The sequence below is a fragment of the Sphingomonas yabuuchiae genome, assembly GCF_001477495.1.
GTDB lineage: Bacteria > Pseudomonadota > Alphaproteobacteria > Sphingomonadales > Sphingomonadaceae > Sphingomonas > Sphingomonas yabuuchiae_A.
In genome coordinates this window covers 12604-24915 of record NZ_LDTF01000094.1, presented here as the reverse complement: position 1 = coordinate 24915, position 12312 = coordinate 12604, and the positions used below count along the sequence as shown (strand labels likewise).

The window sequence follows — 12312 nt, the reverse complement described above, 5'->3', positions numbered from 1 at the left end:
TCGGGGAGGGAAATTCCTCAGCTCTTCCCTTCGAGCATCGCCCTCAATCCCGACAGCGCGCCGAGCGGTCCGGCTTCGTCCTCGCTGATGACGCCCGCTTCCTTCAGCGTCGCCGCCGCGTTGGGACTGCGCGGGAAGGGATCGAGCGACAGCGCCATGGTTTCGGCCGCCGCTTCGCCCAGGTCGATCGTGCCGCCCTCGATCTCGATCGTGTCGAGCGAATCCTCGGACAGCTCGATTTCCTCATCCGCGCCGTGCGCCGACGGCTCGACGAAGCGCAGGCCGACGGGCTCGTCGATCCTGGCGGGGACCGGGTCGCCCGTCACTGAACAGGGCTGCACCACCGCGCCGCGCACCGTGCCGGTAACGAGGATGCCCGCCGCATCGCGCCGCACGATCAGATCGGCCGACAGCGCGTCCACCGACAACAGGCCGAACCGCCCGGCCAGCGCGCGGCGTTCGTCCGGCGTGGTGTCGATCGAGACGGGCTTTTCACGCTCCCCGATCGTGTCGATCTTTTCGGGGCGGCTCCATTCGGGGGTCACGGCAGGTCTCCAAGGGTAAGGCGGGCGAGCGAAACGGCCGCCAATTGCTCATGTAGGGTGCGAAGCGCGTCCCGAACATGGGCGACGGCATCCGTATCCGCAGGGGCCGCGCCGCGATACAGGTTGCGGACCAGCGCGGCATCCATCACCGCCCTGTCCCCGGCCAGCCCCTCGCGATAAGCGGTCAGGCGGCCGCCCAGCATCGCCATCATCTTGCCGATATGCTTGCCGACCACGATGTCGCCGATGCCGAGTTCGCGAAGTTGCCCGTCCATGTCGGTGACGAAGCGTTCGGTCAGCCGCGCGGCAGGTTCCACACCCTCGGGCTCGGCCTCCAGCCGGATCAGCACCACCGACAGGACCGCCGCGATCATGTCGAACCGGCCATCGACCGTATCGGGCACCGCGCCGTCCAGATACCAGTGTTCCGCCCGCGCACGCAGGACGACGGCATTGTACAGCGGCAGCGCCGCATCCGCGTCGCGCCCGAAATAGCGGGCGATCCCCTGTTTGAGCCAGCCCCAGGCCATGTGCCCCTCCCCTTCCCTGCCTGCACGATCGGTTGCGCGCGAATTGCTTGTATGCGCCTTTCCCTTGGCATATCGAGGGGGTGACGGTCGAGCGGATCGACCGCCTGTATAGCTGCCTGTGCGGCCGATCGTCCGGCCCGGAGATAATGATGAGCGTTTCTTCCACCCGCGCCCTCGGGCTGGGCCTGATCATGGCCCTGGCGGCGTCGGCCTGTACGCCGCTGCGGTCGCATCAGGGTTATGTGGTCGACACCGATCTCGTCAACTCGATCCAGCCGGGCGTCGACAACCGCCAGTCGGTGCTCCAGACGCTGGGCACGCCGACCATCTCCAGCCAGTTCGGCGGTGGCGACTGGTATTATGTCGCGCGCGACAGCCGCAATCTGGGCTATACCCTGCCCAAGCCCGTGTCGCAGATCACCCTGCAGATCAGCTTCGATCAGGCGGGCAACGTCACGACGATCCGCCGCGCCGGTGTCGATCAGGTCGCCGACATCTCGCCCTATGGCAAGACCACGCCGACCTTGGGTCGCCAGCGCGGCTTCTTCCAGGATCTGTTCGGCAATATCGGCGCGGTCGGCGCGCCGGGCGCCGGTGGCGGCCAGGGCGGCGGCATGGGTGGCGGACGTACCCGGCCGTAACGGTTTGGGTTTTCCACAATACCGACTTACGTTCGCACGGAGTGAAGTCGAAGTGCACGTGCCGCACTCGTGGCTTGGCCACGGGTATTCCCTGGCCTTCGACTTCGCTCAGGCTGAACGGGGGTTGGGGATAAGGCGGAGGCAACTGCTCACCCCACCCCGTTTGGCCGCGTCGCGTGTTAAGCAACGACGCGGCCGTGCCGTGCTTGGACCGGCACGATCCCGAAAGGGGGTGGGATCGGGCCTGCTAACGCCCCAAAACGAAAATGGGTTCGCAAGCGGGCCTCTTTGCCGCCAGCGAACCCATCAAACCGTAGCGTCGGTGAGGGACTGAGCCCCCAACCCTTACTGGTTCCCCAACCCTTACTGATTCATCGAATCGAAGAAATCCTCGTTGGTCTTCGAGTTCTTCATCTTGTCGAGCAGGAACTCCATCGAGTCGATCGTGCCCATCTGCATGAGGATGCGGCGCAGCACCCACATCTTGGACAGCTTGTCCTTTTCGACCAGCAGTTCTTCCTTGCGGGTGCCCGACTTGCCGACGTCCATCGCCGGGAAGATGCGCTTGTCCGCCACCTTGCGGTCGAGGACGATTTCCGAGTTGCCGGTGCCCTTGAACTCTTCGAAGATGACTTCGTCCATGCGGCTGCCCGTGTCGATCAGCGCGGTGGCGATGATCGAGAGCGAGCCGCCCTCCTCGATGTTGCGCGCCGCGCCGAAGAAGCGCTTGGGCCGCTGGAGCGCGTTGGCGTCGACACCGCCGGTCAGCACCTTGCCCGACGAAGGGACCACGGTGTTGTAGGCGCGGCCAAGGCGGGTGATCGAGTCGAGCAGGATCACGACATCCTTCTTGTGCTCGACCAGGCGCTTGGCCTTTTCGATCACCATTTCGGCGACCTGGACGTGGCGCTGCGCCGGTTCGTCGAAGGTCGAGGACACGACTTCGCCGCGCACCGAGCGCTGCATGTCGGTGACTTCTTCCGGACGCTCGTCGATCAGGAGGACGATCAGGAAGACTTCGGGGTGGTTGTCGGTGATTGCCTTGGCGATGTTCTGCAGCATAACCGTCTTACCCACGCGCGGGGGCGCGACGATCAGCGTGCGCTGGCCCTTGCCCTGGGGCGAGACGATGTCGATGACGCGCGCCGACTTGTCCTTCTGGGTCGGGTCGGCGGGGTCGAGGATCAGCTTCTGCTCGGGGTAGAGCGGGGTCAGGTTGTCGAAATTGACGCGGTGACGGACGGCTTCCGGATCATCGAAATTGACCGAAGTCAGCTTGGTCAGCGCGAAATAGCGCTCGCCGTCCTTGGGCGCGCGGATTTCGCCTTCCACCGTATCGCCGGTGCGCAGGCCGTGCTTGCGGACCTGGTTGGGCGAGACATAGATGTCGTCGGGACCGGCGAGATAATTGGCTTCCGGCGAACGCAGGAAGCCGAAACCGTCGGGCAGCACCTCGATCGTGCCCAGCCCCATGATCTGATCGCCCTTCTCCGCCTGCTCCTTCAGGATGGCGAACAGCAGGTCCTGCTTGCGCAGCGTGGACGCGCTCTCGACCCCCAATTCCTCGGCCAGCTGCACGAGGTCGGCGGGGGTTTTCTTCTTGAGGTCTTTCAGATGCATGATCGGTCCGGATGGTCGGAGGGCGTCGGTCGGCGAGGATCGCGGCGAAACGAGGCTGTCGATAAGGAAGCGTACCCGACGCGAGGACCGCGCCGTACGGGGGAGGAGTTAGGATTGGGGGTGCCCCAAGTCAATGGGGAAAGGCCAATGCCCCATGAGACTCACGCCCCTCCCGTAAAAGGGAGGGGATGGGGGAGGGAAAGGAGTCTCACGAAGACCAGCGCCTGTGGCGTTCCCCTCCCCCAACCCCTCCCGCCTGCGGGAGGGGAGCAAGAAGGGAGGATGAAAGATCAGAACGGCTTGATCACCACCAGCACGACGATCACCGTCGCCGCGAGCGCGGGCACCTCGTTGATCATGCGCAGCTGCTTGCCGCTGAGCTTCGTCTCACCCCGCGCCAGCTTCTTCGCATAGCCGACCATCCAGCCATGATAGCCGCTGAGCAGCAGAACGAAGAACAGCTTGGCGTGCAACCAGCCCAGCCCCGGCACCCCGGAGAACAGCCCCAGCGAGCCCGCCAGCAACAGCCCCAGCACCCACACCGCGATCATCGCGGGCGTCAGGATGATGCTGCGCAGCTTGCCCTCGCGCTCGACCCAGCGTGCGGCATCGGTGGCGTCGCCCGCGACCAGCGCCTCCTGATGATAGACCAGATAGCGCGGCATCATGAACAGCCCGGCCATCCAGAAGATCACGAAGATGATATGCGCCGCCTTCACCCATTCATAGGCGGCCCCCAACAGTCCGATCATCATGCGCTCCGTACGCGGGCGATCAACCGCTCGACATGCGCGATCGGCGTGTCGGGCAATATGCCATGGCCCAGGTTGAAGATATGCGGCCGCTCGGTGAAGGCCGCCAGGATGCGATCCACCGCGCCGTCCAGTGCCTCGCCCCCGGCGATCAGCGCCAGCGGATCGAGATTGCCCTGCACCGGCAAGCCCTTTGGCAGATAGGTGTCGGCCCAGACCGGATCGACCGTTTCGTCCAGCCCGACCGCGTCCACGCCCGTCTCGCGCGCATAGGCGGGCAGCTTACCGCCTGCGCCCTTGGGGAAGCCTATCACCGGCACGCCCGGACAGCGCATCCGGAAACCCTGAACGATCGCGGCATTGGGCGCGATCACCCAGCGCTCGAACTGTGCCGGCGACAGTGAGCCCGCCCAGCTGTCGAACAGCTGCACCGCCTCGACCCCGTTTTCGACCTGTCCCGCCAGATAATCGATGGTCATGGCCACGATGGCATCGATGATCGCCCCGAACCCCGCCGGGTCGGCATAGGCGAAACGCCGCGTCTCGCCCTGGTCCTTCGATCCCTGCCCCGCCACCATATAGGTCGCGACCGTCCAGGGAGAGCCCGCAAAACCCAGGAAGCTGGTCTGTGGGGGCAATTGCGCCTTCACCCGCGCCACGGTGGCATAGACCGGGTCGAGCCGCTCAGGGACGCGCTCCAGGCCATCCAGCGCATGATCTACCAGCGCCGGCGCCAGACGTGGCCCCTCCCCCGCCCCGAAGCTGAGATCCTGTCCCAGTGCCCAGGGGACCATCAGGATGTCGGAGAACAAGATCGCGCCGTCGAACCCGAAACGGCGGATCGGCTGCACCGTCACCTCGGCCGCCGCCGCCGGATCGGTGGCCAAAGCCAGGAAGCCCCCCTTCTCCGCCCGCAGCGCGCGATACTCCGGCAGATAGCGTCCGGCCTGTCGCATGAGCCACATGGGCGGTGTCGCCTGCCGCTCTCCGCTCAGCACGGCGAGCAGGGGCTTTTGAATCGCAACGTCGGTCAGGAGACCCCCCTTCTTCTATTAAAGAAGATTCTAAGAATGGATTGTTGAAGTGGTTGGCACGTTGGTTGTCGGGATTATGCGGCTCTCCCCGATATGCCAACACGTTGACTCATGGGGAATCGCCGATTCAACGGGATTCGGATTCATGACCCCCGTAACTCACAGGCTGTGGAAAAGAATCGGACCTGTGAGATTCATTGTGGACGAATCGGTCGTTATCCACCGCCGAACCGCCGCTTGGCCGAGGTGCCGAGTTACGCTACCGATTCGCGACATGTTATCCACAGAGTCATTAGCCCGGCCATGACGACACGGCTCCACCTGCACCTGCTGTCTGATTCCACCGGCGAAACGCTGGAGAACATCGCGAAGGCGGCGCTTGCCCAATATGACGATGTGGAAACCGTCCGGCACTTCTGGCCGATGGTGCGCACCGAGAGTCATCTGGAGCGCATCCTGCAGGAGATCGCGCAGAATCCGGGGCTGGTCATCTATACGCTGGTCAACCCGACGACCCGGCGCGTGCTGGAAAGCCGCTGCCATGCGCTGGGCCTGCCGACGGTGGCGCCGCTCGATCCGGTCAACGCCGCGCTGTCGGGACTGCTGGGCGTGCAGGCCAAGATGCGCCCCGGTCGCCAGCATGTGCTCGACGCCGCCTATTTCGCGCGCGTCGATGCGATCCAGTTCACCATCGCGCATGACGACGGCATCGCCTGGGAAGAATGGGAAGAGGCGGATATCGTGCTGGCGGGCGTCAGCCGTTCGTCCAAGACGCCGACCTCCATCTATCTGGCCAATCGCGGCTACAAGACCGCCAACATCCCGATCGTCGTCGAAAGCCCCCCGCCCCCGTTCCTCTTCACGCTGAAAAAGCCGCTGGTCGTCGGGCTGACCACCAGCGCGGATCGCCTGATCGCGATCCGGCGCAACCGGCTGCTCTCGCTGAACCAGACGCCCGACACCGATTATGTCGAGCAGGAGGCGGTCAATCGCGAACTCACCTTCGCCAGGCGCATGTTCGCCGACAATGACTGGCCGGTGATCGACGTCACCCGCCGCTCGATCGAGGAAACGGCGGCGGCGATCATCTCCCTCGTAAACCAGAGAAAGTCCGACGTATGATCATCCTCGCCTCGCAAAGCGCCTCGCGCCGGGCGATGCTCGACGCGGCGGGCGTGGCCTATGAAGCGGTCCCTGCGCGGGTGGACGAAGCCGGGGTCAAGGCGGCGATGGCGGGCGCGACCCCGCGCGACCTGTCCGATGCGCTGGCCGAAATGAAGGCGGTGAAGATCTCCGCCAATGCCGGGCCGGTGCCGGTGCTGGGGTCCGATTCCATCGTCGCGCTCGCCGACGGCACGCTGCTCGACAAGCCGGAGAGCCGCGAGGAGGCGGCCGAGCATCTGGCGCGGATGAGCGGCGGGAGCCATGAGCTGTGGAGCGCCGCCGTCATCGCCGAGCATGGCCGCCCGGTCTGGCGGCATGTCGAGCGCGCCAAGCTCCATGTCCGCCCGCTCTCGGGTGCGTTCATCGACCGCTATCTGGATCAGGAATGGCCCGCCATTTCGGGCTGCGTCGGCTGTTTCCGGATCGAGGGGCCGGGAGTGCAGCTCTTCTCGCGGATCGAGGGCAGCCATTTCACCATTCTCGGAATGCCGCTGCTTCCCGTGCTGGGCTATTTGCGCGAACGCGGCTGGATGCCCGCCTGATGGCCCTTCCTTATGCGGAGGTGATCGGCGACCCGATTGCCCATAGCAAATCGCCGAAAATCCATGGTTTCTGGCTGGAGGCGCTGGGGATCGAGGCGGCGTATCGCGCCACCCATGTCACGCCGGATGCGCTGCCCGCCTATTTCGCCGCGCGGAAGGCCGATCCGGACTGGCGCGGCTGCAACATCACCGTACCGCACAAGATCGCCGCGCTCGATCATGTCGAGGATCGGGAAGATGTGCGGACCGCGATCGGGGCGACCAACACCGCCTTTCGCGCCGCGGACGGCGCGTTGGTCGGCACCAACACCGATGCCGCGGGTTTTGCCACGCCGCTCCAAGCCTTCGATCTGGCGGGCAAGCCGGTGACGGTGATCGGGGCAGGGGGGGCCGGGCGCGCCGTGCTGTACGCCCTGGCGGGGATCGGCGTCGGGCCGGTCACGCTGTTTAACCGCAATGTGGAGAAGGGGGCGGCGCTGTTGTCGTCCTTCGGCCTGGAGGGGCAGGCGCTGCCGATCGGCGACGCCGTTCCACCCGGTGCCCTGGTCGTGAACGCGACCAGCCTGGGCATGACCGGCCAGCCGCCGCTCGATCTCGATCTGTCGGCGCTACCGCCCGAGGCCGTGGTCTACGACATCGTCTATGCGCCGCTCGAAACCGCGCTGCTGGCGGCGGCGCGGGCGAGGGGGCTGGCGACGATCGACGGGCTGGAGATGCTAATCGGCCAGGCGGCGGTGGCGTTCGAGCGCTTCTTCGGCACCGCCCCGCCGCGCGACCGGGACGATGCGTTGCGCGAGATCCTGCTGCGATGATCGTGCAGCCATGATCGTCCTGGGGCTGACCGGCTCGATCGGCATGGGCAAGTCCACCGTCGCGCAGATGTTTCGCGACGAAGGGGTGCCGGTGTTCGACGCCGATGCCTGTGTCCACCGCCTGCAGGGGCCAGGTGGAACATTGGTCGCGGCGATCGAATCGGCCTTTCCCGGCACCACCGGTCCCGAGGGGGTGAATCGGGGCGCGCTGGGCAGGGCGGTGTTGGGCGATGACTCCGCGATGCGTCGACTCGAGGCGATCGTGCATCCCGCCGTCCAGGCCGAACGCACGGCCTTTCTGACGGCCCATGCCGGGGCTCCTCTGGTGGTGGTGGACGTGCCGCTACTGTTGGAAACCGCTGGTGACAAGGCTGTGGATAAGGTGTTGGTTGTTTCGGCAGAACCGGCTGTGCAAGAGGCAAGAGTGTTGGCAAGGCCCGGCATGACGAAAGAGAAATTTGCCGCGATTCTTGCGCGTCAGCTGCCCGATGCGGCCAAGCGTGCGCGTGCCGATCACGTCATCGCGACCGACATTCCACTGGCCGAAACCCGCGAAAAAGTCCGCGCGCTGATCACTTGCATGCGGGACTCCGAAGGCCGATAGTCGGGTAATGAGAGAGATCGTTTTCGACACCGAAACGACAGGGTTCAAATTTTCGGAAGGCGACCGGCTGGTTGAAATCGGCTGTGTCGAACTGGTCAACCGGGTCGAGACCGGTCGCACCTATCACGCCTATTTCAATCCCGAACGGTCGATGCCCGCCGAGGCGCAGGCCGTCCATGGCCTGTCCGACGCGTTCCTGAAGGACAAGCCGGTCTTTTCGGCCGGGGTGGCCGAGTTTCTGGACTTTATTGGCGACGCGCCGCTGATCGCGCACAACGCGACCTTCGATTTCGGCTTCATCAATGGTGAACTGGGCGCGCTGGGCTTCCCGCCGGTCTGCGAAAAGACGCGGATGGTCGACACGCTGGCGATCGCGCGCAGCAAGCATCCCGGTGCCAAGCACACACTCGACGCGCTGTGCTCGCGCTATGGCATCGACCGCTCGCACCGTGTGCTGCACGGCGCACTGCTCGACGCGCAGCTGCTGGCGCAGGTCTATGTCGAGCTGATGGGCGGACGGCAGATCGGCCTGGGCCTGCTCGCCGAGGCGAGTGCCGACACCGGGCCGGTGATCGTCGCCCGCGCGCCCGCCAAGGTCCGCCCGCCGCGCATCTTCCGACCGAGCGAGGCGGAACTTGCCGCCCATGCGGCGTTTCTTAAGGGCATAACCGATCCGGTTTGGGGGGCCGAGGCGTCCGGTTGACGCCACGGGAAAGGCCAAAAGGACCGTCCCATCAGAGTGCATCAAGGAGAAGACGATGGATATCCGGATTTCTGGTCATCAGGTCGAAACGGGCGACGCGCTGCGGACCCATGTGACGGACCGGCTTCAGGGTATCGCCGAGAAATATTTCGCCCGCGCCATCTCGTCCGAGGTGACGTTCGGCAAGGGCCCGCATGATGTCGGGTTCAAATGCGATATCGTGATGCACGTCACCCGTGGTCTGGTCCTGAAGGGCCGTCACGATGCGCAGGACGCGCATCTCGCCTTTGACGGTGCCGCGACCAAGATCGAAAAGCAACTGCGCCGTTATTCGCGCCGACTGAAGGATCGCAACCAGGGTCAGGCGATCGAACTGGCCGAGGCCGGGGCCTATGACGCGGGCTATACCCTCTTTGCCGAACAGGTCGACGAGGACGAGGCGGGCGATGCACCCCTGATCATCGCCGAAACCCGCGTCGATATTCCCGATGCGAGTGTGTCGGATGCGGTCATGATGCTCGACCTGCGCAATACTGCGGCCCTGTTGTTCAAGAATTCGGGCACCGGGTCGTATAATATGGTCTATCGCCGTGGTGACGGAACCATCGGCTGGGTCGAGCCGCAACGCGGCGGCACGGCCGGATAAGCTCTATCGTTCTTCCGCGCGGCCCGTTAATAGGCGGGCCGCGCGGGGGCGCACCGGAAAGACCATGAACGACTTCAGCGATCTGTTGCGCCACGATACGGTGCTGGCGGGCGTCAGCGCCGCCAACAAGAAGACCCTGTTCCAGGCGCTGGCGGCGGCCGCCGCCGGGCCTGCGGGGCAGGATGCCAAGCTGCTGGCCGATGTGCTGCTCGAACGCGAGAAGCTGGGATCGACCGGTTTCGGCGGGGGCGTCGCCATCCCGCACGGCAAACTGCCCGGACTGACCCAGATCGTCGGTGTCTTTGCGCGTCTGGCGCAGCCGGTTGATTTCCAGGCGGTCGACGACATGCCGGTCGATCTGGTCTTTGCGATGTTCTCGCCCGCCGATGCGGGATCGGCGCATCTGAAGGCGCTGGCCCGGATTTCGCGGCGGCTGCGCGACAAGGGCTTCGTCGCCAAGCTGCGCGGCGCGGGGTCGCCCGATGCGATCTGGGCGCTGCTCACCCAGGACGAGGCGCGTGACGCCGCGGCCTGAGGGCGAGGCCGCGCATTTCCGGGCGCTCGAGGCGCTCTATGCCGAGGCCCCGATCAACCGCCTGTTCGACTCCACGCTGGAGATTGCGGAGCCGGGCCTTGCCCGCATCCGCTTTCGGGTGGACGAGCGGCATTATCACGCGGCCGGCGCGGCGCATGGCACGAGCTATTTCAAGATGCTCGACGATGCGGCTTTTTACGCCTGCAACAGCCTGGTCACCGACCGCTTCCTGCTGACCACGCAATTCAACCTGCTGCTGACCCGCCCGATCAAGGCGGGGGAAGTGGTGGCCGAGGGGCGCTGGGTCAGCGGACGGCGGCGGGTGTTCGTCGCCGATGCACGGTTGATCGATGCCAGCGGCGAAGAGGTCGCGCGCGGCACCGGCACCTTCATGCGTTCGCAGATCGCCTTGGCGGGCCTGCCCGGCTATCGAACGGCTTGAGCGCGATGGACGGCCGACTGCCGAGCGGAATGCTGGTCACCGCCCTGTTGCGGCGGATGAACGACAGCGGCGGCATGGGCATGGTACTGGCCAAGGGCGATCCCCAGGCCGGGGGGATATTGGTGATCGTCGTCGATACCGACCCCGTCACGTCGCACCGGCGCGAGCGGGTGCTGGAGCGAGGCATCGGCCCCGATGGCAAAACCGCGCTGATCGACTCGACGCCTGCAAACGATATTTTAAGCTATTGGCAGCGGCGACGGGCGCGCGATCCGGACCTGTGGATTCTCGAACTGGACGGCGCTGCGGCGGAACGCTTCATCGCTGAAACGATCCTGCAACATTGACGAACGCGGCCGGATCGGCCACGAGCCCCCCATCGTAATTTCGCGTTGTGCTTATCGGGTGCGATCCGGTGGGTTACGCAGTCGGGGGGAAGCCCGGACGAGCGCCCTTGGGCAATGCTCGGGTCCGTGATCCAACCGCATGTCTGTTTGAGTGAATGACCGTTTTCAAGCGAGTCGCGGCATCTGCTGCCATGGCTCTATCTCTGGCGGGTCTTCTCGTCACCAGCACCCCCAGCCTCGCGACCAACGTTGCCGGTGTTGCTGCCACTCCAGTCAGTGCGATGACTGTTTCCGGGATCAACGTCGCCGATGTTGCGATGGTTCCCCAGAGCGCCCGGGCCACCATGTCCGCGCTCCCCGATTTTTCCCAAGTTTCTGAAGGCGATGAGGACGGCGACTATGACTCGCTGGCCGACGCCGTGGCCGATCAGGACGAGATCGCGTCGAGCGAAGAGCTCCGCTGTCTGGCCGGCGCCATCTATTTCGAAGGTCGCGGCGAACCGCTCGCGGGCCAGCTCGCCGTGGCACAGGTCATCCTGAACCGCACCAAGTCGGGTCGTTTCCCCACCGGCGTCTGCGACGTCATCAAGCAGCGCGGCCAGTTCAGCTTCGTGCGCCGGGGCGAAATCCCCTCGGTCAGCCCGTCGCACACCGCCTATCGCACCGCCGTCGCCGTCGCCAAGGTCGCGCTGGCCCAGGCATGGGACAGCACCGCGGGCAAGGCGTTGTACTTCAACACCCCCGGCAACCGTCCGGGCGTGCGGGTGCAGAAGGTCGCCGCGATCGGCAACCACATCTTCTATCGTTGAACGACAGGCCCCGGATCGGGGCTTTGCTTTGTTCGCTAAATGTTCTAAGCGGGTGGTATGTTGGACATGCCGCCCGCTTCGTGCGTCGACGATCCGCTATCGCCCTTATGCGCCGCCGATGTCGCGCGCGGGGTCACGCGGATGCTGCTCCGTCACGACCTGATCACCATTCCCGAAGTCCCGCTGGAGGGTGGGCGCCGCGCCGACCTGATGGCGCTCGACGCGCGGGGGAATGTCGTCGTCGTCGAGATCAAGGTATCGCGCGCCGACATGCTGGGCGACGGCAAATGGCCCGATTACCTGGCGCATTGCGATCGTTTCTACTGGGCGGTGCCCGCCGGATTCGACTGGTCGCCGCTGGAAGGCGCGGCGTTCCTGCCCGAGCGGACGGGGATCATCGTTGCCGATCGCTACGACGCCGCGATCGTGCGGGAGGCGCATAGCGTGCCGCTGCCCGCGCATGTGCGAAAGAAGGCGACGCTCAATTTCGCGAGGCGGGCCGGGCGGCGGATGATCGGGCTGACCGATCCGGACGCGGGGATGTGAGTCCCTTGGCCTTCGACTTCGCTCAGGCTGAACGGCGGGA

General features: G+C 65.6%; 17 protein-coding genes. 12 read left to right on the top strand and 5 right to left on the bottom strand.

Going from position 1 to position 12312, the window contains the following annotated elements:
* Positions 1 to 17: 17 nt before the first annotated feature.
* Together NS355_RS14855 and NS355_RS14850 are read right to left on the bottom strand one after the other, a co-directional pair.
* A complete protein-coding gene (locus tag NS355_RS14855; RefSeq protein ID WP_058746413.1) occupies positions 18 to 545 on the bottom strand; it encodes a YceD family protein in 528 nt (175 codons plus the stop codon).
* Positions 542 to 1075 carry a ubiquinol-cytochrome C chaperone family protein gene (locus NS355_RS14850; RefSeq protein WP_058746412.1) on the bottom strand — a complete coding sequence of 178 codons (534 nt, stop codon included), beginning with the start codon at positions 1073 to 1075 and terminating at the stop codon, positions 542 to 544. Before NS355_RS14850 ends, NS355_RS14855 begins: the two co-directional genes overlap by 4 nt.
* Positions 1076 to 1224: 149 nt before the next feature.
* Here NS355_RS14850 and NS355_RS14845 point away from each other — a divergent pair, with 149 nt between their 5' ends.
* Complete coding sequence (locus NS355_RS14845) at positions 1225 to 1716, top strand: outer membrane protein assembly factor BamE (RefSeq protein ID WP_058746450.1); 492 nt, start codon at positions 1225 to 1227, stop codon at positions 1714 to 1716.
* Between the two features lie 363 nt (positions 1717 to 2079).
* On the opposite strand, the gene rho is transcribed toward NS355_RS14845, so the two are convergent.
* The 3 genes from rho to hemE form a co-directional block, all read right to left on the bottom strand.
* Complete coding sequence (gene rho, locus NS355_RS14840; RefSeq protein ID WP_042486922.1) at positions 2080 to 3336, bottom strand: transcription termination factor Rho; 1257 nt, start codon at positions 3334 to 3336, stop codon at positions 2080 to 2082.
* A gap of 290 nt (positions 3337 to 3626) precedes the next feature.
* The gene (locus NS355_RS14835) at positions 3627 to 4088 is read right to left on the bottom strand and encodes a CopD family protein (protein ID WP_058746449.1); all 462 of its coding nucleotides are present in this window, start codon (positions 4086 to 4088) and stop codon (positions 3627 to 3629) included.
* A complete protein-coding gene (gene hemE, locus NS355_RS14830) occupies positions 4088 to 5107 on the bottom strand; it encodes a uroporphyrinogen decarboxylase (RefSeq protein WP_058746411.1) in 1020 nt (339 codons plus the stop codon). Before hemE ends, NS355_RS14835 begins: the two co-directional genes overlap by 1 nt.
* A 318-nt stretch (positions 5108 to 5425) precedes the next feature.
* Here hemE and NS355_RS14825 point away from each other — a divergent pair, with 318 nt between their 5' ends.
* The 11 genes from NS355_RS14825 to NS355_RS14775 all read left to right on the top strand — a co-directional run bounded on the left by NS355_RS14825 (position 5426) and on the right by NS355_RS14775 (position 12272).
* Entirely contained in the window at positions 5426 to 6244 is an 819-nt protein-coding gene (locus NS355_RS14825; protein ID WP_058746410.1) for a pyruvate, water dikinase regulatory protein, read from the top strand.
* Positions 6241 to 6828, top strand: coding sequence for a Maf family protein (locus NS355_RS14820; protein ID WP_084787995.1), 588 nt, complete (start codon positions 6241 to 6243; stop codon positions 6826 to 6828). Before NS355_RS14825 ends, NS355_RS14820 begins: the two co-directional genes overlap by 4 nt.
* Positions 6828 to 7640, top strand: a complete 813-nt coding sequence (gene aroE, locus NS355_RS14815) for a shikimate dehydrogenase (protein ID WP_058746409.1) — start codon at positions 6828 to 6830, stop codon at positions 7638 to 7640. The genes NS355_RS14820 and aroE overlap by 1 nt, the downstream gene beginning before the upstream one ends.
* A gap of 10 nt (positions 7641 to 7650) precedes the next feature.
* The gene (gene coaE, locus NS355_RS14810) at positions 7651 to 8244 is read left to right on the top strand and encodes a dephospho-CoA kinase (RefSeq protein ID WP_058746408.1); all 594 of its coding nucleotides are present in this window, start codon (positions 7651 to 7653) and stop codon (positions 8242 to 8244) included.
* A 7-nt stretch (positions 8245 to 8251) separates the two neighbouring features.
* The gene (gene dnaQ / locus NS355_RS14805; RefSeq protein ID WP_058746407.1) at positions 8252 to 8947 is read left to right on the top strand and encodes a DNA polymerase III subunit epsilon; all 696 of its coding nucleotides are present in this window, start codon (positions 8252 to 8254) and stop codon (positions 8945 to 8947) included.
* Between the two features lie 55 nt (positions 8948 to 9002).
* Positions 9003 to 9593 carry a ribosome hibernation-promoting factor, HPF/YfiA family gene (gene hpf, locus NS355_RS14800; RefSeq protein WP_042486939.1) on the top strand — a complete coding sequence of 197 codons (591 nt, stop codon included), beginning with the start codon at positions 9003 to 9005 and terminating at the stop codon, positions 9591 to 9593.
* 64 nt (positions 9594 to 9657) lie between these two features.
* The gene (ptsN, locus tag NS355_RS14795) at positions 9658 to 10128 is read left to right on the top strand and encodes a PTS IIA-like nitrogen regulatory protein PtsN (protein ID WP_056438851.1); all 471 of its coding nucleotides are present in this window, start codon (positions 9658 to 9660) and stop codon (positions 10126 to 10128) included.
* Entirely contained in the window at positions 10112 to 10570 is a 459-nt protein-coding gene (locus tag NS355_RS14790; RefSeq protein WP_058746406.1) for a PaaI family thioesterase, read from the top strand. The genes ptsN and NS355_RS14790 overlap by 17 nt, the downstream gene beginning before the upstream one ends.
* Before the next feature lie 5 nt (positions 10571 to 10575).
* Positions 10576 to 10917, top strand: coding sequence for a DUF1491 family protein (locus NS355_RS14785; RefSeq protein ID WP_058746405.1), 342 nt, complete (start codon positions 10576 to 10578; stop codon positions 10915 to 10917).
* A gap of 155 nt (positions 10918 to 11072) precedes the next feature.
* Positions 11073 to 11726: a cell wall hydrolase gene (locus NS355_RS14780; protein ID WP_058746404.1), complete on the top strand. Its 654-nt coding sequence runs from the start codon at positions 11073 to 11075 to the stop codon at positions 11724 to 11726.
* 57 nt (positions 11727 to 11783) lie between these two features.
* Entirely contained in the window at positions 11784 to 12272 is a 489-nt protein-coding gene (locus NS355_RS14775) for an MmcB family DNA repair protein (RefSeq protein WP_058746403.1), read from the top strand.
* Positions 12273 to 12312 lie beyond the last annotated feature (40 nt).